Origin of the sequence: Collinsella sp. TF07-1 (assembly GCF_003437235.1) — a bacterium.
Lineage (GTDB): Bacteria > Actinomycetota > Coriobacteriia > Coriobacteriales > Coriobacteriaceae > Collinsella.
This window is the reverse complement of record NZ_QSRV01000009.1, coordinates 53,725-79,917: the sequence shown is the minus strand read 5'-3', so window position 1 is coordinate 79,917 and position 26,193 is coordinate 53,725. Positions and strand designations below refer to the sequence as shown.

22 protein-coding genes are annotated in these 26,193 nt (G+C 58.8%); 10 read left to right on the top strand and 12 right to left on the bottom strand.

Going from position 1 to position 26,193, the window contains the following annotated elements:
• Positions 1-408: 408 nt before the first annotated feature.
• Positions 409-1,545 (bottom strand): pyridoxal phosphate-dependent aminotransferase, encoded by a 1,137-nt coding sequence (locus DXC67_RS05285; protein WP_117637620.1) that lies wholly within the window; start codon positions 1,543-1,545, stop codon positions 409-411.
• A 93-nt stretch (positions 1,546-1,638) separates the two neighbouring features.
• Here DXC67_RS05285 and DXC67_RS05280 point away from each other — a divergent pair, with 93 nt between their 5' ends.
• Complete coding sequence (locus DXC67_RS05280) at positions 1,639-2,310, top strand: hypothetical protein (protein WP_117637619.1); 672 nt, start codon at positions 1,639-1,641, stop codon at positions 2,308-2,310.
• Position 2,311: 1 nt separating this feature from the next.
• On the opposite strand, the gene DXC67_RS05275 is transcribed toward DXC67_RS05280, so the two are convergent.
• The 5 genes from DXC67_RS05275 to DXC67_RS05255 form a co-directional block, all read right to left on the bottom strand.
• Positions 2,312-2,875, bottom strand: a complete 564-nt coding sequence (locus DXC67_RS05275; protein WP_117637618.1) for a DNA-deoxyinosine glycosylase — start codon at positions 2,873-2,875, stop codon at positions 2,312-2,314.
• Positions 2,876-2,878: 3 nt separating this feature from the next.
• Positions 2,879-4,255 carry an alpha-amylase family glycosyl hydrolase gene (locus DXC67_RS05270; RefSeq protein ID WP_117563777.1) on the bottom strand — a complete coding sequence of 459 codons (1,377 nt, stop codon included), beginning with the start codon at positions 4,253-4,255 and terminating at the stop codon, positions 2,879-2,881.
• 153 nt (positions 4,256-4,408) lie between these two features.
• A complete protein-coding gene (locus DXC67_RS05265; protein ID WP_117637617.1) occupies positions 4,409-5,605 on the bottom strand; it encodes an MFS transporter in 1,197 nt (398 codons plus the stop codon).
• Between the two features lie 175 nt (positions 5,606-5,780).
• Positions 5,781-6,533 carry a hypothetical protein gene (locus tag DXC67_RS05260; RefSeq protein ID WP_117583083.1) on the bottom strand — a complete coding sequence of 251 codons (753 nt, stop codon included), beginning with the start codon at positions 6,531-6,533 and terminating at the stop codon, positions 5,781-5,783.
• A 165-nt stretch (positions 6,534-6,698) separates the two neighbouring features.
• Positions 6,699-8,072 (bottom strand): 6-phospho-beta-glucosidase, encoded by a 1,374-nt coding sequence (locus DXC67_RS05255; RefSeq protein ID WP_117583084.1) that lies wholly within the window; start codon positions 8,070-8,072, stop codon positions 6,699-6,701.
• A 175-nt stretch (positions 8,073-8,247) separates the two neighbouring features.
• Between DXC67_RS05255 and DXC67_RS05250 the strand changes: the two genes are divergently transcribed.
• Positions 8,248-9,000: a MurR/RpiR family transcriptional regulator gene (locus DXC67_RS05250; RefSeq protein ID WP_158551293.1), complete on the top strand. Its 753-nt coding sequence runs from the start codon at positions 8,248-8,250 to the stop codon at positions 8,998-9,000.
• A 62-nt stretch (positions 9,001-9,062) separates the two neighbouring features.
• Here the strand turns inward: DXC67_RS05250 and DXC67_RS05245 are convergent, their stop codons facing one another.
• From DXC67_RS05245 to DXC67_RS05225, 5 genes are all read right to left on the bottom strand, one after another.
• Positions 9,063-10,727, bottom strand: a complete 1,665-nt coding sequence (locus tag DXC67_RS05245; protein WP_158551292.1) for a PTS transporter subunit EIIC — start codon at positions 10,725-10,727, stop codon at positions 9,063-9,065.
• Positions 10,728-11,041: 314 nt separating this feature from the next.
• Positions 11,042-13,402 (bottom strand): ferrous iron transport protein B, encoded by a 2,361-nt coding sequence (gene feoB / locus DXC67_RS05240; protein WP_117637614.1) that lies wholly within the window; start codon positions 13,400-13,402, stop codon positions 11,042-11,044.
• 121 nt (positions 13,403-13,523) lie between these two features.
• Positions 13,524-13,844: a hypothetical protein gene (locus tag DXC67_RS05235; RefSeq protein WP_117637613.1), complete on the bottom strand. Its 321-nt coding sequence runs from the start codon at positions 13,842-13,844 to the stop codon at positions 13,524-13,526.
• Between the two features lie 461 nt (positions 13,845-14,305).
• Positions 14,306-15,769 carry a basic amino acid/polyamine antiporter gene (locus DXC67_RS05230; RefSeq protein WP_117637612.1) on the bottom strand — a complete coding sequence of 488 codons (1,464 nt, stop codon included), beginning with the start codon at positions 15,767-15,769 and terminating at the stop codon, positions 14,306-14,308.
• 107 nt (positions 15,770-15,876) lie between these two features.
• Positions 15,877-16,653 carry a dimethylarginine dimethylaminohydrolase family protein gene (locus DXC67_RS05225; RefSeq protein ID WP_117635364.1) on the bottom strand — a complete coding sequence of 259 codons (777 nt, stop codon included), beginning with the start codon at positions 16,651-16,653 and terminating at the stop codon, positions 15,877-15,879.
• A 275-nt stretch (positions 16,654-16,928) separates the two neighbouring features.
• On the opposite strand from DXC67_RS05225, the gene DXC67_RS05220 reads away from it, so the two are divergent.
• Complete coding sequence (locus DXC67_RS05220; RefSeq protein ID WP_233503167.1) at positions 16,929-17,558, top strand: GntR family transcriptional regulator; 630 nt, start codon at positions 16,929-16,931, stop codon at positions 17,556-17,558.
• Positions 17,559-17,830: 272 nt separating this feature from the next.
• Here the strand turns inward: DXC67_RS05220 and DXC67_RS05215 are convergent, their stop codons facing one another.
• Positions 17,831-18,733: an alpha/beta hydrolase gene (locus DXC67_RS05215; RefSeq protein ID WP_117637610.1), complete on the bottom strand. Its 903-nt coding sequence runs from the start codon at positions 18,731-18,733 to the stop codon at positions 17,831-17,833.
• A gap of 244 nt (positions 18,734-18,977) precedes the next feature.
• Between DXC67_RS05215 and DXC67_RS05210 the strand changes: the two genes are divergently transcribed.
• The 7 genes from DXC67_RS05210 to DXC67_RS05180 all read left to right on the top strand — a co-directional run bounded on the left by DXC67_RS05210 (position 18,978) and on the right by DXC67_RS05180 (position 26,177).
• The gene (locus tag DXC67_RS05210; RefSeq protein WP_233503166.1) at positions 18,978-19,541 is read left to right on the top strand and encodes a PTS glucose transporter subunit IIA; all 564 of its coding nucleotides are present in this window, start codon (positions 18,978-18,980) and stop codon (positions 19,539-19,541) included.
• A 181-nt stretch (positions 19,542-19,722) separates the two neighbouring features.
• The gene (gene asnS, locus DXC67_RS05205) at positions 19,723-21,126 is read left to right on the top strand and encodes an asparagine--tRNA ligase (protein ID WP_117637608.1); all 1,404 of its coding nucleotides are present in this window, start codon (positions 19,723-19,725) and stop codon (positions 21,124-21,126) included.
• A gap of 249 nt (positions 21,127-21,375) precedes the next feature.
• Positions 21,376-22,161, top strand: coding sequence for a hypothetical protein (locus DXC67_RS05200; RefSeq protein ID WP_089572510.1), 786 nt, complete (start codon positions 21,376-21,378; stop codon positions 22,159-22,161).
• 160 nt (positions 22,162-22,321) lie between these two features.
• On the top strand, positions 22,322-23,302 hold the full coding sequence (locus DXC67_RS05195) for an ABC transporter substrate-binding protein (protein WP_117563784.1): 981 nt from the start codon (positions 22,322-22,324) through the stop codon (positions 23,300-23,302).
• Positions 23,303-23,506: 204 nt separating this feature from the next.
• The gene (locus DXC67_RS05190) at positions 23,507-24,430 is read left to right on the top strand and encodes an ABC transporter permease (protein WP_099432089.1); all 924 of its coding nucleotides are present in this window, start codon (positions 23,507-23,509) and stop codon (positions 24,428-24,430) included.
• Positions 24,423-25,217, top strand: a complete 795-nt coding sequence (locus DXC67_RS05185; protein WP_022093887.1) for an ABC transporter ATP-binding protein — start codon at positions 24,423-24,425, stop codon at positions 25,215-25,217. Before DXC67_RS05190 ends, DXC67_RS05185 begins: the two co-directional genes overlap by 8 nt.
• A gap of 192 nt (positions 25,218-25,409) precedes the next feature.
• Complete coding sequence (locus tag DXC67_RS05180; RefSeq protein ID WP_117637607.1) at positions 25,410-26,177, top strand: mechanosensitive ion channel family protein; 768 nt, start codon at positions 25,410-25,412, stop codon at positions 26,175-26,177.
• The last annotated feature ends 16 nt before the right edge of the window (positions 26,178-26,193 follow it).

Sequence of the window (26,193 nt, the reverse complement as noted above, 5' to 3'; positions counted from 1 at the left end):
GGGGCGAGAAGACATATCTACTCGACCACCTCGGCTGGCGGGATATCCCATTAAGCTCGCGGGCGATGCCCGTTTGCACCGGCTGTCTCTGGCAGCGGATTCGTGCGTGAACCGAAAGTATTATGGCGGGGACCCCGGCGTCGGTCAACGGGAAACCGGGCTGCACACAATTCCACCATCCGGCCGCACCGCCGAAGGCCAGGCGCAAGGTTTTCGCTCGGTCAGGTCCTGGGCTCGCACGAAGAGCACATTAAGTGCTCTTCGGCTCGTGCGGAATCTACGAAAACCTTGCGCCTGGCCTTCGGCGGCGCGGCCTGCGGTGACTTTGGGGCAGCCCGGTTTCCCGTTGGCCGGCGCCCCCACTCATAAGCCTTAAGTCGGTGGGCTGATGTGTTGCGTCCCTGATGGCTACAGGGTTGAGACGAAGGTGGATAGGCGGTGGAGGCCTTCGTCCAGGTTTTCGTCGGAGACGCAGTAGCTGAGGCGGATGTGGCCTTCGGTTCCGAAGCAATCTCCGGGGACTAGGGCTATGTTGGCTTCTTTGATGGCTTTGATGCAGAAGGCTTCGCTTGTTAGGCCGTACTGTTTGATGCTCGGGAAAGCGTAGAAGGCTCCTGCGGGCTCTACTACGTCGAGGCCCATGGCGTATAAGGCTGCGAGGACGCGTTCGCGGCGGGCTCGGTAGACTTTGAGCATGGGGGTTGGGTCGACGGTCAGGGCTCGGGCTGCGGCGTCCATTTCGAAGGAGACGGCACTCGATACTAGGTATTGGTGAGCTTTTGCGATCTCGGCGATGACGGGTGCCGCTGCCGCGAGCCAACCCAGGCGCCAGCCGGTCATGGCCCAGGGCTTAGAGAAGCTCTCGATGACCACCGTCTGGTCGCGCAGCTCCGGGTGGCGCTGGGCAAAGCGCTCGTAGCCATCCACATAGACCAGACGGTTGTATACGTCGTCGCAGACTACGTAGATGCCCGCCTGCTCTGCCACGCGCGCCACGGCGTCGAGCGATGCCGTGTCGAGGATGCAACCCGTGGGATTGTTGGGCGAGCAGATGACGATGGCCTTGGTCGCCGGGGTCACACAGGCGCGAAGCGCATCCTCGTCAATCTGGAATTGCGCAGGCTCCGTATCCAAGAAGACCGCCTTGGCGTGGTTGGCCACGACGATGCTCTCGTACAGGCCAAAGGCGGGCGTGGGGATAATGACCTCGTCGCCGGGGTTGAGCATAGCCATAAATGTTGCCGACAGGGCCTCGGTCGCGCCGTCGGTCAGGATGACCTCATCGGCGGAAAACGCCAGACCCGCGTCACCCATATATTCGGACAGTGCCTCGCGCAGGGCGGGGCGACCGTTGTTGGGCGGATAGTGCGTGTCGCCGCGGTCCAACGAAGCAGTCACCTCGGCGCTAACCACATCGGGCGTGGGAAAATCGGGCTCACCGAGCGCAAGCGCAATGCATCCCGGATGCTGCGCGGCGAGTGCGTTAATCCGACGGATGCCGGAGGGCTTGAGCGTGGCAAGCGAGGTGTTCATGGGCAGACGCATGACGTTCCTTTCGTAAGGGTTGCACTAGGATAGCGCGGCGGGACGCCGCCGGACGGTGTAACCTAAACGGAAACCAACCGGAAAGGAGGCGGCATGGAGACGACCGCACGCGGCGATGTACCAAAAACGCTGCAAACCATTGCGTATATCAGTATTCCCAAGAGCGCCGATCTTGAGTTTTTGCTCTGGGACCTGCAGGATGCCATCGCCGCCTATGCACAGATTTCCGGCACCGCACTCCCCCATCCAGTCGACTTGGAGGCGGATGATGCCGGCAGCGTTGCCGGTACCGCCGATGGCATTGTGTTCGCCGTTGAAGATGCACCCAATGATGAAGCGATGGCGCCCATTGAGCAGGTGCTCGACCGCTTTGGCGGCGCAGGGACGCGTGCCTACGTTGTTGTCCAGGCCGACATCGGCGGCCTGGAGCGAGCACACGGGCTCGTCGTGCGTCTGCGAGCGGCGTGCGACCTTCGTGGGCTGTCATGGTGCGGCGGCGTTGTCGCCTGTACCGGCAGCGGCTTCGCGGCGCTTCGTCACTCACCGCGCATGGGGCTCTTGCGGCGACCGTTTTCGGAAGCGATGGACAAGCTCGTAGGCGCCGTTCGTATGGGCTGTTCGGTTGAGCATGCGCAGCGACTTGGTGGTGGTAATGCCGAGGACGTCGACGCCGACGGCATGGCTTGCGCCGAGCCAGCCGTGCCCGTGCCGATCTGGCGAGGCGTTCTGAAACGCCTCGGCGCCCGCACTCAATCAATAATCTAAATTAATGAGCTGCCCAGTCAACGGCTTCACTCCAACGCTCGACAAGCCGCTCCAAACGCCACGCCGCGTTGGCAGGACTCGTCGACGGCAGCACGATGGCGGGTAGCCCCGTCCGCTCTTGTAGATAGCGTTTGTAGAGCCGTCCGGCCGTGCCGCCGTTGCAAACAACGATCTCGATCGGCGTGGCATCCACAATGCGTTCAATATGTGCCGGCACAACGTTTTTGATGCTAGCGTCACTCGAGCCCTTAATGTCGCAGCTCTCGATCACGTCCCACAGGGCCACACCGCCGTTGAGCAGCATAGCCCGCTTGGCAGCAATCGAGGCGGCGAGCGTCGCGGGCTCGCCGCTCGCCAAAGAGTCTCCCTCGTTGGGCGGCACGGGCGCACCAAGGCACGCGGCCATCACACGCCAAAAGCGGTTCTGCGGATTGCCATAGTAGAAGGCATTGGCACGCGAGAGCACCGAGGGAAACGACCCCAGCACCAAAACGCGCGAGCGCTGGTCGAACACAGGCTCAAACCCATGCTCAATATGTTGATAGTCCTCGTCAGACACGGCCATGGGCTAGGCTCTCAACAGATAGCGCACCTCGTAGGGTGCAAGCTCAAGGGTACCCGTCAGCTCGACCGTGGGCGCATCGTCGGCAAGCAGGTCGACAAAGGACCCGTTGAGCTCGCCGGCGCCAAAGGTGTAAGGCTCGCCCACGGCGTTCACCGCCACGAGCACCGTCGCGTCATCACAGGCGCGCTCGAACAGCAGCTGCTTGTTCTGGATCACCACGTTGCGATAGGCACCGTAGTTGAGAGCACAGGCCGCCGCGTCATCGGCCGAGCGAAGGTGCGCAAGCTGCGTGATGAACGCCGTCAGCTCGTTGGGCGCAGGCTCATCGAGCGCAGGTCGCAGCGCCCAGTCACCATCGGGGCCGCCCTTTTCGCCGGCAATCCCCCACTCGCTGCCATAGTAGACGCACGGAATGCCCGGCATGCCAAAGAGCATGCCATAGACGGGACGCAGGCACGACTTGTCGGTGAGGATGCTTGCCAGGCGCGGCACGTCGTGGTTGTCGACAAACGACAGCAGGTGCTTGCCGCGGTAGATGCACCACGGATCGCCGCCAAACTGGCGATGCAGCGAATGCGCGATCTCGAACATATTGACCGAGTTAAAGCTGGAGTACAGGCCCTTGTAGCATTCGTAGTTGGTGCAGGAGTCGAGCATCTCGTCGTTGACGATCTGGTTGTAGTCACCGTGAAGCGTCTCGCCGATCAGCACAAAGTCGGGCTTGAGCTCACGGGTAAAGGCGTGCAGGCGACGCATAAAGTCGCGGTCGAGCATATAGGCAACGTCCAGGCGCAGGCCGTCGACGCCAAAGACCTCGGCCCAGCGGCGCACGGACTCGAGCAGGTAATCGACCACGGCGGGGTTTTGCAGGTTGAGCTTCACGAGCTCAAAATGGCCTTCCCAGCCCTCGTACCAAAAGCCGTCGCCATAGCAGGAATCGCCGTCAAAGCTGATGTGGAACCAATCCTTGTACGGCGAGTCCCACTTACGCTCCTGCACATCGCGGAAGGCCCAAAAGCCACGGCCCACATGGTTGAAGACGGCATCGAGCACCACGCGGATGCCATGGGCGTGCAGCGTCTCGCATACGGCGGCAAAATCGGCATCCCCGCCCAGGCGGCGGTCGATATGGCGCAGGCTGCGAGTATCGTAGCCGTGGCTATCAGACTCGAGCGGCGGGTTAATCAGCACAGCGCCAATACCGAGTTTTTGCAGGTAGTCGGCCCATTGGGCGATCTTCATGATGGGCGCATCGGGGTTGGGCGCAGCGTTGGCAGCCTGGGCGAGCTCATCCTCGGCAACGGGCGCGGCGTTTTCGCGCGGAGCTCCGCAAAAGCCCAGCGGATAGATCTGATAGAACGTCGTCTCGTATGCCCACATAGCAACCTCCCGGCAAGCTCAACACAACGATATCCATTGTATGCCCGGCTTGTATCCTCTCCCCCAAAATAAGTTGCGGTGAAATAGTTCCTGCTTTGGCCTTCAGAGGCCTTAAACAGGAACTATTCCACCGCAACTGATGAGAGGACGTGATTAGGCAACGGGTTTGGCACGGCGTATGGCCGGGAACAGTACGGTGATGGCGAGGATGACGCCCACGACGGTAATCGCCCCGCCCACGAAGCCAATCCAAGCGATACCGGGACCCGAAACCACGGCTCCGCCGATCGCGGTGCCCGTGCCGATACCAAGGTTAAACAGGCCCGAGAAGATCGACATGGCGACGGCCGACGAGTCCGCCGGCGTGTACTTGATGAGCTCGGCCTGAAACGCCACGTTAAAGGCCGTGGCGCAGCAGCCCCATAGTGCGCAGACGGCAAGCACCAACACGAGCGCCGAGGCTGCGGGGGCCATAAGCAGCAGAGCCACCGGCACGCCGGAGAGCGTGATAGCCAAGAACGGGAAGCGATGCCCATCGAACAGGCGGCCAAACAGCCAGCTTCCGAGCAGACCAGAACAGCCAAACGCCGTCAGCGTCATGGTGATGGCACCCGCATCGACGTGCGCGACCTGCGCCAGGAAGGGCTCGATATAGCTGTAGCTTGCGTAATAGCCGGTCGCCATAAAGACCGTGACCGCGTAGAGCGCGATCAGGAACGGGTTCTTGAGCAGCTCGGGCAGCTGCTTAACGGTAAAGCGCTCACCCGCCGGCATGGCCGGGAACACCGCTGCCTGGTACACCACCGCGGCGGCAGAGAAGACCCCGACCACGGCAAACGTCATGCGCCAGCCCACGGCCAGGCCGATGGCACGACCGAGGGGCAGGCCGAAAATCTGCGCGATAGACGAGCCCGTGGCGATCATGCTGATGGCGAGCGCCCCGTGGCGGGCGTCAACCAGGCGCGAGGCCATAATCGAGGCGACCGACCAGAACACGGCATGTGCGCAAGCGACCACCAGGCGCGCACAGACCAGGATGGGATATGTCGGTGCCACAGCGGACAGGAACTGACCCAGAGAAAACACGGCGAGCACGCCGAGCAGCATCCACTTGAACTCAAAGCGCGAGGCAAACACCATGAGTGGCAGCGACAGCAGCATGACGCCCCAAGCATAGACCGAGATCATGATGCCTGCCTGGGCCTCGGTGAGCGAGAACGATGCGGCGATATCAGTCAGAAGGCCGATGGGCATAAACTCCGACGTGTTGAACACGAACGCGCAGCAGGCGAGCCCGATAAGCGGGAGCCACTGACTGAGTGCGATACCACCTTGCTTTGTTTGAGCCATATAGGAAAACCTCTCCGATCATCTAGAGCGGTGGGCGATTATAGCAATGAGAAGTCTATAAAATGAGCAACAAAAGAATTCTTGGAAAACGATCGTTAACAGATGGCGCGCCAATTCTGCTTAGAAAGCAAGGTACGCAGAAACTCAATGTCGAAAACGCGGCTTCATCTTCGGGCTATCGCGCCTGCTCGGATACGCACAAGGACACCCCCATGAGCACGTCAATTTCGAGCCAACTCGCAACCGCACAATGAACTAGCAAAAGCAGCATATAAGCAAACGCCCCATAATAAAGTCCCTCATGTACAAGCGCCGTCACTGAAAGTGCCGACGGCAGCGCCGCACTCGAAACTACCCATCCAACAAGAACCTGGATAGCGCAACTTGCAACCAGGTTCCATGCCACCAGCAGCGTTGCGGGACGCGCGATTTCCCTGCAGGAGGAACGAAGCACCGTGACCGAACGCATGATGTAGCGTGGTGCAAACCGAATGCCTCGTAGTCCCCTCTGCTCCACGTCCGCATCTTCAATTAACACGAATACGAACGACGCGGAAAGAAGCGTCACGATTACTGCCACCACAAGCGAGCACAACACCCCGAGCTGGCTGCTCGCAAGCGAGGCAAAGACTACAATTGCCGATAAAATCAAGTGAACCAAATAAATTAGCAGCGCCCCAGAAATCTGGAGGGGAACCGTCGAGGCCAAGAGATAAACCGGAGGGGTTCGAGCAGGTTGCACCGTCTCTTTGGACCGGTCGACGGCAAATAATGAAAAAGCCACATTCGATAGAAGCAGGTTTAAAAAGGCCGCGACCACAGTGCAAATAAGCGTAATGGACGGATTGATATAGGCGAGCTCAGTTGCAACGTTTGATACACCAATTTGAAGCGCGCTCATAACAAACAAGGGGATATATAACGCCATCGTGCAGCCACTCCGGCATCCCTTCGCCCGATCGCCCGATTCCAGAAAGACATTGAAGTTCTCTCGCAAGTTCACTCTATACCCGTTTTCTTACTAGGCAGGGCGAACGAGCGCCAATATAAACGCCGGTCCGCCCATCCATGATTTCTAGTTTTAACGTCCAGACTAGTCTGTCCAGCCGTCGATGTAGTCGCGGTTAAGCTCAAAGTACTGCGCGGCGATGTCTTTCGCCAAGGAGTACGAATTAACGAGCGGGTGCATCGCGAGGCTCTCGACAATGTCGCGCTTCGATCGGTTAACGATGCCACGCGCCACGGTGCGCTCGTAGTACTTGACGCGACGAATCAATTCGAGGTTTCCCGCGGGCACAGAATCGGCTTCGACGCGATGCGGTACACAGCCATCGGTGGAGATATCGCACGTTGACTCGATGACATCTGTATCGAGAAGGCCGGGGATGGCGCCATTGTTGGGGGTGCACAGGATCATCTGCTGCGTCTTGCCAGAGCGAGCAATATCCATGAAACGGAGCGCAACACCTGCGTATCCGCCAGCATCTTTGCCGTACACGTCAAACGTCCACGGCTTGTCGCGGTGAATACCTGTCTCGGCCGCCATGTAGTTGTTTTCGCGCATTCCGTACCACTTCTCAAAGCACGCGAGGCCCTTTTCGAAGTCGTTCTCAATATCGATAGATGCAAGCTCGCTCGTCATTTCTCGATTAATTTCTTCGATTAGTTCGCCGCGCGTCTGGGGCGAAGAGAGAACGTTGGCAACGGCGCGCTCGCGATAGTAGAAATAGTATAGGTACTCATTTGGCACGCATCCGCGATTTAGAACGAGATCCTTCTCGAAGAACCTAAGATCCGTATGAGCATATGCCCCGTCGTCGTGGATCAAGTCGGGCATGATGTCCTCGCCGTCAACCGTCACATTGCGGAAGAACGAGAGGTGGTTGAGTCCATAGCACTCGCCCTGAACCGATGCGGGATCAACGCCTTTATACTCGGCAAACTGATGCAACATGCCCGAGGGGGCATCGCAAATGCCATAAGTAAAATCGTAGCCCATATCGCGTAAGGCCTGAGATACGACGCCAGCGGGATTAGTAAAGTTAAACACCTTGACGCCCGGCTTTGCGTACTTCTTGATTAACTCGCAATACGAAGCAAGCGCAGGGACGGAGCGCATGGCAAAAGACACGCCGGCTGCGCCAGTCGTCTCTTGGCCAAGAACCCCATGTGAGAGAGCAATGCGCTCATCGCGAACGCGCATATGGTCCCCACCGACGCGAATCGTCGTGATCACGTAATCGGCGTCCTTAACGGCCTCGACTGCATCGCCCGTCAATGAAAAATTAAGCGTGGGGCAAAGCATGCCCGAGACATGGGCGGCAAGGCCACCGTAGATGCGCAGCTTCTCGGGATCATTGTCCATAAACACGAGTTCATCGATTCCAAGCGATGACGCCTGCTGGGCTATGCTCTTTGCCAAAAACATGGAGCGGACGCCACCGCCGCCTATGACCGTAAGTTTCATATCGAAACCCCCAATTAGCACATTCAATATTGCATGGTTCGCCTGTGTATGGATATTGTATCCAGCATGGAGGGCCGCTTCCCGCCCCGGCTGCAAGGCGGGAAAGGAATTCCCCAAGGAGTTATTATTTACGCAACGGAAGCGGCCACACACGTCCGGCGGGAAGGGAGCACCGATGGTTGATAAAAAGCAGATTTCCAAGCTCTACTCAGCCGCAAAGCTATCCGAAACCGAGCAAAGCGTACTCGAATACCTGCTCAACAATATCGACACCCTCGATGATATTGGCATAAAACCCGTCGCCATGGCATGCTTTACCAGCATGACGACAGTCATCAGGCTTTCGAAAAAGCTCGGCTACCGTGGCTACCGCGAAATGATGTACGATCTCAAGCACCTTCAGCATGTCTCCCGCGAAATGAATCAATCACTCAAAGACAGTAGCGTCCACTTCGTATGCCACACCGGAGATGTAGACGTATTCATCGCCGCACTGCATCGCAACAGAATGATCGGAGTAAACGGAGAGGGCTTCTCACGCATCGTTGCGCAGTACATGGCGACCAAGCTCGTTGGACTTGGCTTTTTGGCCGTCATACAGGACTTCCTAGAAACCGATCAGTTTGTCGAATCCAACCGAAATACGCTCAGCTGCATGATGCTCATATCCAAATCGGGCCAGACAGAAGCCATCCTGGAAACCGCAAGGGCATGCCACGACGTGGGCATTACGACCCTCGCGTTTACCGGCAACGAAGACAGCGAGCTCGCCAAGACGGCAGACGCGATCTTTACGATACATGACGATCACCCAATGGATCTTAAGAACGTTAAGCCTAACTGCTTTACCGGAAGTTGTATTCTCGCATTCGAAGAACTATTGAGTATCTGCCTTGACAATCTAAAACAAGAAGGCTTGGCTCCCTAAATCATGCGATAGGAAGCCAAGCCCTGGAATTGCGCTATGCAATTGAAAGCCACTTGCGCGTTTTACTCGTCACCGAGAACTTCGTGCACCTCAGAAGCGACTTCGCCGACACGAGGACCGTAAATGACCTGGATTGCCTTGTCGCTCAGGCGGATAACGCCCATAGCTTCAAGATTCTTGGTGAACACCTCGTCGTCTGCAACCTTAGAACCATCCTTGACAATCACGCGAAGACGTGAGATGCAGTTGTCAAGATCATCAATGTTGTCGGCTCCACCAAGCGCTTCGACAATGCCAACAGCAAGCGCGCTGTCCTTGGTCGCACGGCCCTGGACTGCCTTCTCGGGAGTGCTATCAGACTCGCCCTTTGCCTCAGCGGCCTTTGCCTCGAACTCGGCTCTGCTGTTGATCAACTCAATATCGTCACCATCGTCTCGACCGGGCGTCTTGATATCGAACTTAGTAATAAAGAACCGGAAGAGGAAGAAAGCTGCCAGGAAAAAGGCGGGGAGCAGAATAAGGTACGGAAGCAGATTAAGCTTCTCGGGGCGGAATAAGAATGGGATCAGGTCCTTGATATTTCCCTGGTACACCGAAACGCCCATTGCCTCCGAGAGAACTTCACCCAGTCCGGAAAGCGGAGCGTAAACGCCAAAGTAGAGCCAGGGGGCGGCAAACAGGAACGTAAAGAGAATAGGCTCCGTAACGCCAAAGAAAACAGTCGAAATCACTGTGGGGATTAAAAGACCAGCAACCTTCTTGCGGTTCTGGGGCTTGGCACAAGACCACATAGCAAGGGCGATGCCCGGGAACAACGCGTAATCGTTAATGCCATAGCCAGCCATGAAGGCCCTAACCAAGAGCTTGTCGCTACTGGGAGAAGCGAGCTGTGCAAGCTGAATAGCGCTATTGCCCACCACGCGCGTTCCGTCGACGACCATGGAGCCGCCAAGCTCAGTCCAATACATGGGCGTCTCGAGCAGCGGATGCAAGCCAAACGGCACAAGGCTCTCGAGCACCCAGCGATAGACAAACGTACCGACCAGACCGGAGCCTTTCACGAACGTCGCAATACCCGAGAAGCATCCACCGATGACGGGCCAAACGAAGTACATGATGCCGCCCAGGACGCCACCGGCGACCAGCGATACAATGGGAACCGTTCGACTGCCCGCAAAAAACGCCAGCGCCGTTGGAAGCTTGGTCTTGTAAAAACGGCCGGTGATCCAGGCGACCAGGCAGCCCACGATAATGCCGCCAAAGACACCAGAGCTGTAGCCAAAAAAGCCGAGCGAGGTAGTGTAGAGTGCGGACTGCTCACTCGCCTGAATGGACGTAAGGCCGACCTTCTGAAGAGCTTCCACCGTTGTATTGTCGGCAGCCAAGCCAGCTGCTCCAAGCAGAATCTCAACCGTCTTGAGCATGGTGAGATAGCAGACAAGGGCAGAAAAGGCAGCCCAGCCCTTCTCTTTGCGAGACAAGGAGAAGGCGCAGCCGACGGCAAACAAAACACCGAGGTTTCCAATGATTACCTCGCCGAGACCCTTAAATACCGAGAAGAACGTAAAGAGCGGCGAAGCGGCATACCAGTCCCAATTAACGCCAAGGGACACAAGGGTCAGTTCGGTCGTAAAAACGCTACCGATACCCAAAAAGAGACCGGAAATGGCAATGAGCGTAATCGGAACGAGCATTGCCTTTCCGAACGATTGGAATTTTTCTTTCATCAATTCCCTCCTCAATGAGCCTCTACAAACGACTATTGCACCCCACGTCCCCACACAGGCGAAACGGAAGACATGTTCGGCAATAGACACAAAGTGATTGTAGAAAGGGGCACACAAAATGCGCATCGGCATCGCGTAATGCGGTTAAATCGACCGACGATTGCAAGTATTTACGAATCCGTAAACGGCAGCAAATAGGCAGCGAACGGCAACCTGCAGCGTAGGACAGTCCCCGCAGGCCGACAATTACCGGTATTTTGGCTCATATTTATTGAATTGTTGCTCGCCCAAAAGCGCGGAGCATCAACGCGCCCCTAAGCCAACCCCAGCAATATGCCCGCCGAATGCACGACAAACGCCACGATCCAGGCGACCGTCACCTGAAACGCGAATACGGCCACGGCATAGCGCGCGCCCAACTCGCTCTTGACGGCGCCGATGGATGCCACGCAAGGCGGGTACAGCAGCGTAAAGACCAAGAACACGTAGGCGGTAAACGGCGAAAACATGGCTGACAGTGCCGCGGGAGAGGTTGCGCCCAAAAGCACCGTGAGCGTCGAGATGACGCTCTCTTTGGCAATAAGTCCGGTGACGAGCGCCGTGGATGCACGCCAGTCGCCAAAACCGAGCGGGGCCAGCACCGGCGCGATGATGCTACCCAGACCAGCAAGCAGGCTTTGCGACTGGTCGGCGACCACGTTAAAGCGGATATCGAACGTCTGCAGGAACCAGATGACCACCGTAGCGGCAAAGATAATGGTAAAGGCCTTGGTGATGAAGTCCTTGGCCTTATCCCATGCCAGCATCACCGTCGTCTTGACGCTCGGCAGGCGGTAATTGGGAAGCTCCATGATAAACGGAACCGGGTCGCCCTTAAATGCCGTGCGGTTGAGCACCAAAGCCGCGATGCAGCCGACCACGATGCCGATCAGATAGAGCGAGACCATGGCGGGAACTGTCGCTTGCGGGAAAAACGCCCCGCACAACAGACCGTAGACCGGCAGCTTGGCCGAGCAGCTCATAAACGGCGTGAGCATGACCGTCATCTTGCGGTCGTGCTCGGATGGGAGCGTACGGGTCGACATGATAGCCGGCACGGTGCAGCCAAAACCGACGAGCATGGGCACGAAGCTACGGCCCGACAGGCCAAAACGACGCAGCACCTTATCCATGACAAAGGCAACGCGCGCCATGTAGCCCGAGTCTTCCAGAATGGAGAGGAACAAAAAGAGCACGACGATAATCGGCAGGAAGGTCAGCACGCTGCCCACGCCCGTAAGCACGCCGTCAACAGCCAGCGAGCGCACCACGTCGTTGGTGCCGAACGCCTTGAGGCCCGCATCGGCCGAGGCGATGACGGCAGCGATGCCGTCCTCCATGAGCCCTTGCAACGCCGCGCCGATCACGCCAAACGTCAGCCAAAAGACGAGGCCCATGATCACCAGGAACGCCGGAATGGCTGTGTAACGACCTGTCAGGATGCGGTCAATCTTGACGGAGCGCACGTGCTCGCGGCTCTCGTGCGGCTTGACGACGCAACGCCCGCACACGTCGCCGATAAAGCTAAAACGCATATCGGCCAGCGCAGATAGGCGGTCGGTGCCGGCCTCGCCCTCCATCTGGGTGATGATGTGCTCGATAGCGTCGAGCTCATTGCGATCCAGGTGAAGCGCCTCGGTTACCAGCTCATCGCCCTCGACCAGTTTGGTCGCCGCAAAGCGCACCGGAATGTGCGCCGTCACGGCATGGTCCTCGATCAGGTTAGCAATACCGTGGATGCAGCGATGCAGCGCACCGCCGTCCGGACCGTCGGGCGCACAAAAGTCCAGGCGACCAGGGCGCTCGCGGAACCGTGCCACGTGCAGGGCGTGGTCCACCAGCTCGCCGATGCCCTCGTTGCGGGCAGCGCTAATGGGGACAACGGGCACGCCCAACAGGCTCTCGAGCAGGTTGACGTCCACGGCGCCGCCGTTAGCGGTCACCTCGTCCATCATGTTGAGCGCGATGACCATAGGACGGTCAAGCTCCATGAGCTGCAGTGTCAGGTACAGGTTACGCTCGATGTTGGTGGCGTCAATGATGTCGATGATGGCGTCGGGGTTTTCGTCCAAGATGAATTGGCGGCTGACGATCTCTTCGCCCGTGTACGGCGACAGCGAATAGATGCCGGGCAGGTCGGTAACGCTTGCCTCGGGATGGTTACGGATAGTGCCGTCCTTGCGGTCGACCGTCACGCCGGGAAAGTTACCGACGTGCTGGTTGGAACCTGTCAGTTGGTTGAACAACGTGGTCTTGCCGCAGTTTTGGTTGCCAGCGAGGGCAAAGTGCAGCGGCGCGCCCTCGGGCACGGCCGTCTTTGCCGCACGGGGCGAATACGTCCCCTCGCCCAGGGCCGGATGCTCCGTCGTGCCGATTGCGGCGTTAGCGCGCGGACCCGTATCGGTGTCGTGAATACCCACGAGCTCGATGCGAGCGGCATCGTCCTTGCGCAGCGTCAACTCGTAGCCACGCAGGCGAATCTCGAGCGGGTCGCCCATGGGGGCGTACTTCATCATGGTGACTTCGGTGCCCGGCGTCAGGCCCATGTCCAAAATATGCTGACGGAGCGCCTGGTCGTCGGATGTCACCGATGCGACAACGGCGTCCTTTCCAATCTCGAGTGTATCGAGCTTCACGCGCTCATCCTTTCGTTAGACGCGGTTAACCGTTTACCGGGGTTAACCAACTCGTAACGACAAATGATAGCGCTCTGAACTATTTTATAAAGTCAAATACCGATGTTTACCTGCGCAAACTTTATGCGGTGCGCCCCGAAGGCTCTTTACGCATACCGCTCAGCGAGATCGAAACGGAACCCGACCGCGCGGTAGCAGTGAGTCGATCACCCTCGACCGACCCCGTGCATGTAAAGGGCGCCTTGCCCATCAAGACGTGGGAGATAGTACCCAAGAGCTCAAAGAAATCGCCCTCAGCACGGGCACTCGAGAGAGCGATATTGAGACCCCTGACGTTTAGTACTGCCCTGAGCGCGCCGTTCACCCCATGTGAAAACGTCACCTCGCCGCGTCTACTCCCCACCGGCGTCTGGGCCGAAACCACATACGTACCCTCAAGCATGGTTCCTCCTCTGAGTAGGCTTTTTGAAATGGCCATCTAGTCTACTTTGCTGCGAGACGGCTTGCCCAGAAACTGCAAGCACATAACGACGTTCAACCAACAGATTGCTGCAAGGAGGACAAGCGTGCAAGGGGGGCAGATTACATTTGGCACCACTTGCGCCAACGGACGGGATGCGGAGCGACTGTGCAGGTGGATTCCGGATCGCCGCTTCCTCCGTCCCCCAGCGAATCAAAACAAGTTGCGGTGGAATAGTTCCTGTTTGATGCTTTAACCAGCAAAAACAGGAACTATTTCGCCGCAACAGCAAAAGCCCGCGCTGGCAACAAATGTCACCTGCGCGGGCTTGGTGGGCGCTCACAAAGGCACGTTACAGAGGCCCACGTCAGTTATGGATTACCGAACGGCACCGGCACGCGACGCCTCCGTCGGCTTACCAAGCGATGAAGCTTGCCGCAGTCTTAGACTATCGGCGCAATGCCGGCAAAGTGCAGATACAGCGAGATGACCGCCACGACAATGACCACCGCTGCGATCAGCTTGTCGTGCAGGTGCGGAAGTACCGGCTTACCGCGACCTCGCTCGCCCAGCATATAAACGGGAATGGCCGGAGCAAAAAGGATCGTCGTGATCATGACGCCCTGGAGGCCCGTCGACCACACAAGGAACAATGTGTAAATGAAGCCGAGCGTGCCGAAGAATCGCGCCTTGCCGACGCTTGGCGCATGCGGTCCGTCCAGATGCTCCTTCTTCCAACCAATCACCATGTAATAGGCAGCCGAGCAGACATACGGAACCAGAATCGTGTTGACTGCGCAGCTATAGAAGAACTGGTAGGTGCTCGCCGCCACATACGACACGATCAAGAAGAGCTGCGTAATGCCGGAGCTCACGAGAACCGTTACCACCGGGGCGTCGTGCTTGTTCGTCTTGGCAAACGCCAGAGGGAAGGATCCCTGGCGCGCCGCCTCGAACGGCGTCTCGGACGCAATGATGACATAGCCCAGCAGCGCGCCGACCAACGAGAGAATAACGCCAAGGTTTACGATGGCAGCGCCAACCGGGCCGATTGCGCACTCGAGAATTCCCGCCATGGAGGGCGTTGCGAGCTGCGCCATCTCCGTGCGCGGCATAATGCCGAGCGATAGCATCGAGATAATCAGATACAGCGTGAACACAGCTGCAAATCCAAGTGCCGTCGAGCGACCGACGTCGCGCACATACTTTGCGCGGCCCGAAATGACAACAGCACCCTCAATGCCCGTAAAGACCCAGACAAGGGCGATCATGGTCGAGACAACTTGCTCGCCAAACCCAGGACCAGCCGGCTCGCCCCAGAAGTTGTCCATAAAGATATCGACGTTGAACTTACCCAGGAGCACGATGCTCAGCACGAAAAGTCCCAGTGGCACCAACTTCGCCAACGTAACAATCGTGTTAATGCCCGCAGCCTCCTTGACGCCGCGAAGCACAAGGGCGGTGAGGAACCACAAAAACACGCTGGCACAGATGATGGAAAGTAGATTATTGCCCGTGCCAAACGCAGGGAAGAAATAGCCCAGCGCGCTAAACAGCAAGAGCGCAAAGCTCACGTTGGAAAGGCACGCGCTGATCCAGTAGCCCCAAGCGGAGTTGAATCCAATGTAATCGCCAAAGCCAGCCGCAGCATATGCATAGATGCCGCCGGTCAGGTCGGGGCGAGCCTGAGACAGACCGTTGAACACCATCATCAGCGCAAAGACGCCGATAAAGCAAATTCCCCACGAGACAATAACCGCGCCGGTATTGGCTCCGCCTGCTGCCATATCACCGGCAAGCGAAAAGATACCGCCGCAAATGCTCGCGGTGATGACCATCATAGTCAGACGGAAGAGATCCAGACCATTGGGGTCGATCATCTCGTCGTTACAAGTTTTAGAGGCCATTCTATGTGCACCCCCTCCATCAAGCGACCGCACAAAGATGGCCCAGACGCCCGAATCGGGTGCCGGGCCATCGGTCAAGCGATCATTAAGCTAGTACAGCGACCGTATTAGAAGCGCAGCGACAGGCAGGAGAGGCCGCCGTCGACCTTGCGGTACTCGGAGGTATCGACAACGAGCGTCTTGTAGCCCAGATCCTGCACGGCCTTGAGCACGGTCGGATAGCCCTCGGCAACGATGACTGTACCGTTGACCCAGATGCAATTGGCGCCGTAAGCCTCGTCCTCGGGCACGACGATCTTGTTGTACTGGGCAAAGTCGGGCTTATCGATGAACTCACCGGAGACGAGCATGTTGTTGTCCTCGATGTAGTTGACGCCCGTCTTGAGGTGCAGGACCTCCTCCAGAGGCACCTCGGAGCCCTCGAGACCCCAGCCCTCGAGAATCTCGCAGAACTGGCGGATACCCTCTTCGTTGGTGCGAGCAGAGCGACCGACGTAGAAGTGGTCGCCGACCATCATGACGTCGCCGCCGTCGAGCGTGCCGGGGGAAACGATGTGCTTGACATGTTCGTCGTCAAAGAAGCGACGGACGACCGGCTCGATTTCGTCCTTCTCGCCATTACGACTGTCGGCGCCGGGGTTGGTAATGATGGCGCCGCAGCGAGTGATAACGGCCGGATCCTCGACAAAGCAGCTGTCGGGATACTGCTCAAGCGCCGGCAGCACCGACACGTCAACGCCACACTGCTCGAGCGCATGCTCGTAATCGTAGTGCTCCTCGATGGCGCGCTCGTAGATGGGCTGGCCAAGCTCGGGAGCGCTCGTGATGCCATTGCTCAGGGACTTGCCGGGACGACGGATGATGACGTGGCTGAACTTAGTCATGATGATCCTCCTTGGACCTCTTAGCAGAGAGCGGACTTCCTTGCGCCCGCCTTCCTTCCGATGGCTTTATCTTAGGGTGTCTTTACTGTTTTGTATATTGTATACAATCATGAACGGTAGATATTTCTCGGTAAGCGTATTATTGCTTCTTCTGGTTTGGTAGCGCGATTTAACTGGTCGTTCTATAATTCAATTAGCCTATTCAGGCGAAACGTATTTATTTTTGAAAATATACAGTTGAGGAATATAAGCTCATGGAAACGCTCCGAAGACCCTTGAAGGATCATGTATACGACTATATTTCGAGTCGCATAGACGCCGGCGAGCTTTCGGCCGGCGACCGCGTGAGCGAGCAGGCGATCTGCGATGCCATGGGCGTGTCGCGCACGCCGGTTCGCGAGGCGCTCATCCAGCTGGCAAGCGACGGCTATCTGGACAATCTCCCCCGCCGCGGATTCCGCGTCCGAGGGTTCGATCAGCAAAACGCCGTTGAAGTCTTTGAGATTATGGGGCCTCTCGACGGGCAGGCGGCATACCTCGCCTGCCCTCTCCTAACCGACGAGGACATCATGCAGCTGAAGTTTTTGGTTGGGTCCATGGACCTTGCGATCCAAGGCGGCCTCATCCGTAAGTACGACGATATTCAGCGAGACTTTCACCTTACGTACTTCAACCGCTGCGGCAACGACCGTCTGCGCGACATGATCTCGCAACTCGAGCGCTGCTTTATCAAGCGCGATTACGAGACTGTCGACCAAGAGACGGCTTGCAAACTGCTCAATAAAGCCAACAGCGAACATGCTCATATTCTTGAGTTGTTCGAAGCACGAGATGCGACGGCCGTGCGAGACTACGTTCGCGATGTCCATTGGAACACGGAGAACGCCCAGTTCACCGTTTGGTAGGAAAGCAACAAGGGACGACATCGGTCTTAAACCTTGACGCCAGCACCGCCCAAACTGATCCATTTTCCTCCGTCCCCGAGGGATCATTCTTTTGGCAGCCAAGACAACGCCGATGTTTTGGCGCAGACAGCGAAAGCCCGCCAGGGCGAGCAAGGTGCCTTGAAACGAGGCGGCATTGACCTTCTGGTCATGCCGCCGAAGTTGAAAGGCAGATTGCCGCTCTGGCGGGCTTGCAGCGTCATGCGGTTACGGCGTTTGACAAAACGCCGTAACTAAAACCCGTGGCGCTCCAGGAAACGGAAGGCCAGGCGGATCCAAGGACGGACTGCCACCTGCTTGTCCTCGTTGTCGACCGCGGTGTTGGCGTTGCCGAGCGAAAGGCCGTGACCGCCCTGGTCAAAGACGTGCATCTCGCAAGCGACGCCCTCCTCGGCCATGCGCTGCGCAAACGGATAGACCTGCGCGATCGGCGCCGTCTTGTCGTCGGACACGCCCCACACAAAGGTCGGCGGCATCTGACGCGAAACATGCGTGGTGGGGCAGATATCAGCCAAATGCTCGTCAGTTGCCTCGCCACCCGTCACCATCGACAGGTAGTCGTTGAGAAGATCGCGCCCCGTCTTGCCGCCCGTCTTGGGCACACGCAAGTCAATGCGCGGATCGCGCGTCTGCATGTCGCGCACATAGGCAAAGTCGAGCAATGGATAACCTAGCACCACGGCATCGGGACGAATGTCGTCCGCGCGCGCCCCTGCCAAGCCCGCGAAGGGACCAGTCTTCCATTGCGTTGCCAGCGAAGCGCAGATCATACCGCCCGCCGAGAATCCCACGACGCACACGCGCTTAGGATCGACATGCCACTCGTCGGCGTTGGCGCGCACCGTGGCGACCATCTTGGCAAGATCCGCCTGGGGGCGCGGAAAGCTCACGTCACCCGTAGAACTCGTGACATAGTTGAGCACAAAGGCCTGGTAACCGTGATCCAAAAACGCAAACGCCACGGGATCCTGCTCATGCGGAGCGATATGCGTAAACGCACCTCCGCCGCAGATAATCACGGCAGGGCGGCGACCATTCGGTTTATCGGGCAGCGGCTCGGCACCCAAATACGTAAACGTCGCCGGATATTCCTCGGTCGGCTCCTCGCCCCACAGCGCATGGTTCTCGACAATCATATGTGCTCCCTTCGCGCAAATTATGCGCCCTTGTTTTTCGCCTTCAAGCGTACCCCACTTGAACCCGTGACGCAGAAACACGCCAGCAATAAGTTTCCCTTCAACTGATATATCACATAATCCCAGCTCAGAGGTATCGCTGAGCAGCGTAGAATAGGGGGTGTTGACCAAGCCGCGAAACAGATATGAAACGTTTCCGGCAAACCAAACGCGCGATATGCGCCTATTTAAGTTGGAGGCAACTATGGGTCTGCTCGATTCGCTTAAGTCCACCTTCACCTCGACCGGCGAGGCGTCCGTTCCGCCCGCAGCGAGCTTCGCCACCCGCGAAGGCGTCATCTATGCCCCCGTCAACGGCGTGCTCGTCAACCTGGACGAAGTTCCCGACGAGACGATCGCCTCGGGCATGCTTGGCCAGGGCTATGGCATCGAGCCCATTACCGGCACCATCTATGCGCCCGCCAACGGCCGCATCGGTGCCACCACCGTCACCAACCACTCCATCGGCATGATTACCGAGGACGGTCTTCGCGTGTTCATCCATGTCGGCCTGGGCACCGTGGAAATGAACGGCAAGGGTTTTGCCCGCTTTGTCGAGATGGGTGACACGGTCAAGGCAGGCCAGCCGCTCATCAGCTTCGATCGCGAGGCCATCAAGGCCGCCGGCCACGAGGACATCGTGACCGTCATCATCTCCGAGCTCGATCGTCTTAAGAGCATCGACCATGTCGGCGAGTCCGGAACGCTTATCGGCGGCAACCCGCTCGTCAAGCTGGGCGACCCGCTGCTGGTAGCCAAGACCAAGTAGCCAGGCCCCGCGCCACACAGCCAAAAGGCATCTCGTCAAGCGCCCGCGACCATTTGGCCGCGGGCGCTTTTCGTTTGAAAAACCATCCCGTCAATGCCTTATCTGTATAGCCCAAATGAGCCGAGCTGCTAGAATATCGAACTGTATGGATAACTATCATTCAACCGTTATGGGAGGATACGTGAACCGCACCAAAATCGCGCAGCTTTACGCCGATGCCGAGTCGCTTGGCGGCCAGACCGTCACCGTCGCCGGCTGGGTCAAGTCCGTCCGCGACATGAAGAACTTTGGCTTCGTTACACTCAACGACGGCAGCTGCTTCCGCGACCTGCAGGTCGTCATGAACCGCGAGGCACTCGACAACTACGACGAGATCGCCCACCAAAACGTCTCGGCCGCACTCATTTGCACCGGCGCCGTCAAGCTGACCCCCGATGCGCCCCAGCCCTTCGAGCTTTCTGCCACCTCCATCGAGGTCGAGGGCGTCAGCGCTCCGGATTACCCGCTGCAGAAGAAGCGCGCAACCGTCGAGTTCCTGCGCACCCAGCAGCACCTGCGCCCGCGCACCAACCTGTTCCGCGCCGTGTTCCGCATCCGCTCTGTCGCGGCTGCCGCTATCCACCGCTTCTTCCAGGAGCAGGGCTTTGTCTACGTCAACACTCCCATCATCACCACGAGTGACTGCGAGGGCGCCGGCGAGATGTTCCGCGTGACCACGCTCGACCCCAAAAACCCGCCCCTCACCGAGTCCGGCGAGGTCGACTGGAGCCAGGACTTCTTTGGCAAGCATGCGAGCCTCACCGTGTCCGGCCAGCTCAATGCCGAGAACTTTGCCATGGCCTTTGGCGACGTGTACACCTTTGGCCCCACCTTCCGCGCCGAGAACTCCAACACCACGCGCCACGCCGCCGAGTTTTGGATGATCGAGCCCGAGATGGCATTTGCCGATCTGAACGACTACATGGATAACGCCGAGGCCATGCTCAAGTATGTCCTCAAGGACGTCATGGCAACCTGCCCCGACGAGCTCAATATGCTCAACAAGTTTGTGGACAAGGGTCTGCTCGAGCGCCTGGACCATGTCGCCAACTCCGACTTTGCCCGCGTCACCTATACCGAGGCCGTCGAGATCCTGGAGCAGGCCGTCGCCGCCGGTCACAAGTTTGACTATCCCGTGAGCTGGGGCATCGACCTGCAAACCGAGCACGAGCGCTTCCTAACCGAGGAGCACTTTAAGCGCCCGACCTTCGTAACCGACTACCCGGCCGAGATCAAGGCGTTCTACATGCGCATGAACGAGGACGGCAAGACCGTCGCCGCCGCCGACTGTCTGGTTCCCGGTATCGGCGAGATTATCGGCGGCTCCCAGCGCGAGGAGCGCCTGGATCTGCTCGAGGCCCGCATCAAGGACCTGGGCATGAATCCCGAGCAGTACAAGTACTACCTTGACCTGCGCCGCTACGGTTCCTGCAAGCACGCCGGCTACGGTCTGGGCTTCGAGCGCTTGGTGATGTACCTCACCGGCGTGGGCAACATCCGCGACGTCCTGCCGCACCCGCGCACCGTGGGCAACGCCGACTTCTAATCGCCACAGCGCCACCAAACGCGTTCCAGCGCATCACGCCAGCGCCTCTCGGCAAGCCGAGGGGCGCTTTTTTCAACAGCATCCGTCAAGCTTTTGGCAAGTTTTTGGTCAGTTGGGCAGGGCTGTTGAAAACTCGACCCGCCGCTTGCCGACGACTACCGACCGCCCGGAGCGTCCTGCACCCCTGGGAAAGCCCCGCGCCCTAGGCTCCATACCGTCGCCACCCAAAACGGAAAGGACGTGGACGCCATGACCGAAACCGCTGTTGAAACTTACGAGACCACGACGAGGGGCGCCGCCTCGATGGCAGCCTATCGCGCCGTTCGCATCCTGCAACTATTAAGCGAAAACACCGGCGAGGACAAGGCCATGCTTTCCGATGAGTTGATCCGGCGTCTCGCCCATCCCGACGACCCCGCCCGCATGCCCATCTCGGCGGCGCGGCGCAGCATCTACACCGCCATCTCCGCACTTCGCCATGCCGGATACGAAATTGAGTACAAGCGCGGCGTTGGCTATCGACTCTTGACCCGTCCGCTCACCGACGAAGAGATCATCCGGCTCCACGGCATGGTCATGCGCAACCGCTCCACGCCCATCGCCATTCGAAAGAGCATAGCGCAGCACCTGGTCGCCATGGCGAGTGCCGACGTTCGCGGCTACCTCGATGCACCCGAGCCTGCTCCAAGCGCAGGCGACAAATCCACCAAGGCCACACGCACGCCCGTCAAGCGCATCGATGCCTGCGAGCTCATCGAGCAGGCCATCGACCACGGAACCACGGTGAGTTTTGATATTTCGAGTGTCACGGCACGCGGAGAGGTCGAAGTGGCGCGGATGACACTCCGGCCCTTTGCCATCAAGCAACGAGACGGCATCTCGTATTTGCTGGGAACGGTCTATGACGCGCGAGGCGCCGACGACACGCTGCGTACCGTTGAGATCGGCCGCATGAGAAACGTCACCACACGTCTCCTTGACGGCAAGAAGCTCTTCGCCGTCCTGGACGAGGACGATGCCTCCTCCGCCGCATAAGACCCTCCGCCGCCCATTCGACTACCCGTACCGCCCATCCGATTCTGTATTAAAAAACCCGCCAGGCTGTTGTAAAAATGGACATCAGCGCTACTATAGTTCCACTTGCACTTTGTCCCAGTGCAGTGTTTCCAGCCATTTTTATACTGGGGGTAATGATATGAAGGACATCACCATCAGCCGCAGGAGCCTTCTGGTCTCCGCCGGTCTGCTCGCGCTCGCCCCGCTCGCCGGATGCGGCGGCAACTCTGGTTCCGGCTCTGCTGCCGCCGGTTCCGACTACACCATCGGCGTTCTGCAACTCACCGAGCACTCCGCACTCGATGCCGCCAACGACGGCTTTGTCAAGGCCATCAAGGAGAGCGGCCTTAAGGTCAAGATCGACCAGAAGAACGCCCAGAACGACCAGTCCACGTGTAAGTCCATTGCCGACAAGTTTGTGGGCGACAACGTCAACCTGATTTATGCCATCGCCACGCCCGCCGCGCAGGCTGCCGCCGGTGCCACGGCCGATATCCCCATCGTGGGCTGCGCCATCACCGACTACGCCGCCTCCGGCCTGGTCCAGGACAACGACAAGCCCGGCACCAACGTCACGGGCGCCTCCGACCTCACCCCGGTCGCCGAGCAGCTCGAGATGATGCAGAAGGTCCTGCCCGACGTTAAGAAGGTCGGCTTGCTCTACTGCACCGCTGAGTCCAACTCCGACGTCCAGATCAAGGCCGCCAAGAAGGAACTCGACAAGCTGGGCCTCGAGTACACCGATTTCACCGTCTCGAGCTCCAACGAGATTCAGTCCGTCGTCGAGTCCGCCGTGGGCAAGGTCGACGCGCTGTACTCCCCCACCGACAACACGATTGCCGCGGGTGCCTCGCAGGTGGGCCAGATCTGCAAGGAGAATAAGCTCCCCTTCGTGACCGGCGAGGAGGGTATGTGCATGGCCGGCGGCCTGTTCACCCTCTCCATCAACTATAAGGACCTGGGCTACGCCGCGGGCGAGATGGCCGTTAAGATCCTGAAGGGCGAGGCCAAGCCCGAAGACATGCCGATCAAGCACCTCTCGAGCAAGGACCTGGTCGTCGTCAAGAACGACGAGACGGCCGAGGCCCTGGGCATCGACCTTTCCGCTCTGGACGAGTAGCGCCATGCGCGGTAACGCGTCTAGGGCCCGCACGCGCGCCACAGCCGCGTTATTCAATATCTGAGTCCTTGGGGCGAACGCTAAAGACCGGCGTTCGCCCTGCTTGTTTCGGATGAGACAAAACATCCGTCCGCAGCTCTTTTATGCATTGGTACCGCTATTATGGAAAATCACGTGTCCACCCTATCCTAGGAGGTATGAAGCATGCTCATTGCATTGCAGGGCGCCGTTTCGCAGGGCGTCCTCTGGGGCATTATGGTGCTTGGCGTGTTTATCACGTTCCGCCTGCTCGACATCCCCGATATGACCTGCGACGGCAGCTTTGCCCTCGGCGGCTGTGTCTGCGCCGTGCTCATCGTCAACAATAACGTCGACCCCTTGCTCGCCGTGCTGGCCGGCATGTGCGCCGGCGCCATCGCGGGCGCCGTCACGGGCATCTTGACCACCGTCTTTGAGATTCCCGCAATCCTCGCCGGAATCCTTACGCAGATCAGTCTGTGGTCCATCAACCTGCGCATCATGGGCAAGTCCAACACGCCCATCCTTGCCAAGGGCACTATCTTCTCATCCGTCAGCAACATGACGGGCCTGCCGCAGTCCACTGTTGCCATTATCCTAGGCATTGTGCTGGCCGTGGCCATCGTCGCCATCCTGTACTGGTTCTTTGGCACCGAGATCGGCTCGGCGCTGCGTGCCACCGGCAACAACGAGTACATGATCCGCGCCCTGGGCGTTAACACCAACACCACCAAAATGATCGCCCTCGTGCTCTCCAACGCCCTCATTGGCCTTTCGGGTGCGCTCATCTGCCAGAGCCAGAAGTATGCCGACATTGGCATGGGCACCGGCGCCATCGTTATCGGTCTTGCCGCCATCGTCATCGGCGAGGTGCTCGGTCGCCTGCTGCCCGGCGGTCTCACGCAGTTTAGCGTCCGTCTTGCCTCCGCCGTCTTTGGCTCCGTGGTGTACTTCCTTATCCGCGCCATCGTGCTGCAGCTGGGCATGGACGCCAACGACATGAAGCTACTCTCTGCCGTGATCGTCGCCGTGGCCCTGTGCGTGCCCGTGGTTTGGGAGCGCTATAAGCTCCGCAGCTCCTACACGAAGGGAGATGAGGCAGATGCTTAAGCTCTCGCACGTCAAGAAGACCTTTAACAAGGGCACCGTCACCGAGAAGCGCGCGCTCACCGGCGTCGACCTCACCCTCAACGATGGCGACTTTGTAACCGTGATTGGCGGCAACGGCGCCGGCAAGTCCACGCTGCTCAATATGATCGCCGGCGTGTATCCGCTCGATTCGGGTGTCATCGAGCTCGACGGCACCGACATCTCGCGTCTGAGCGAGTCGCAGCGCGCCAAGTACCTGGGCCGTGTGTTCCAGGACCCCATGCGCGGCACCGCAGCCGACATGCAAATTGCCGAAAACCTGGCCCTCGCCAAGCGCCGCGGCCAGCGTCGCGGTCTTTCGTGGGGCGTCACCAAGGCCGAGAAGGACGAGTACGTTGAGCTGCTCAAGCGTCTGGACCTTGGTCTGGATACGCGCCTCAACGCTAAGGTCGGCCTGCTCTCGGGCGGCCAGCGCCAAGCACTCACCCTGCTGATGGCCACGCTCACCAAGCCGCGCCTGCTGCTGCTCGACGAGCACACGGCGGCCCTCGACCCCAAGACGGCCTCTAAGGTGCTCAATCTGACCGAGGAGATTGTCGACGAGAACCATCTGACCACGCTCATGGTTACGCACAACATGAATGACGCTATCCGTCTGGGCAACCGTCTGATCATGATGCACGAGGGCCATGTGATCTACGACGTGGCCGGCGACGAGAAGAAGTCGCTCACCGTAGCCGACCTGCTGCAGAAGTTCGAGGAGGTCTCGGGCGGCGAGCTCGCCAACGACCGCATGCTGCTGAGCTAAACCTACCAAAAAGGGACAGGTTTATTTTGGCAGGTTTTATCTCGGCAAACGTCAAAACCGCCGCAAAGGAGCAGATACCTTTGTGGTGGTTTTCGTTAACCCTTATATCGAGCGCAGAAGCCCGTCCGATGTGATCGGACGGGCTTCTTGATGGGTATCATGGTTGAACGATCATTAGGAGGTTTTCCCTACATGGAATTGTTTGAGCCGATTCTTCATTTCTTTGAGCAGCGATGGGTCCACAACATCATTTGGGCCGGCATCTTGGCGATAGGCACCGCCATCGCCGTCAAGGTCGTATCCAAGACCCTGCGTCACCTGCTCAATCGCGACGACAACCCGCTTCCGGCATCAAGTATCTTCATCAACATCGCGCGTGCCGTCATTTGGATGATCGGCGGCAGCTTTATCCTAGACAACTGTTTTGGCATCAACGCAAACGCCCTCGTCGCCGCTCTTGGCGTCGGCGGCATCGCCATCTCGCTCGGCTTTCAGGACACGCTGTCGAACCTTATCGGCGGTATGCAGGTGACCTTCATGGGCATCATCAAGCCCGGCGACAATATCGAGGTCGGCGGCGTGTCGGGCGTGGTCCAAGACATCACCTGGCGCCACACGACCATCGAGGATGCCTGCGGGCAGACCATCATTGTGCCCAACTCCAACATCTCCAAGAACACGCTCGTGCATCTGATGCCCTTTGGGCGTGTGGCCGTGCCCGTTGCCGTAAAGGACACGTCTAAGTGGGCCTCGCTGGACGCGCTGGCAGATGAGCTTACCGACGCCACCAAGGCCGCGGTGCTTCCCATCTCTGGCTTTGACAAGGAGCCGTACGTGCTCTTTAGCGAGATCGGCGACTTTGGCGTCAAGGGCAAAATCATCTTTATCGTCAGCGACGATAGCACCACCTTCACGGCAGCCGACGCTTGCATCCGCGCCATCGCCCCCATCATCGCCTAAAACCACCGCAAAGGGG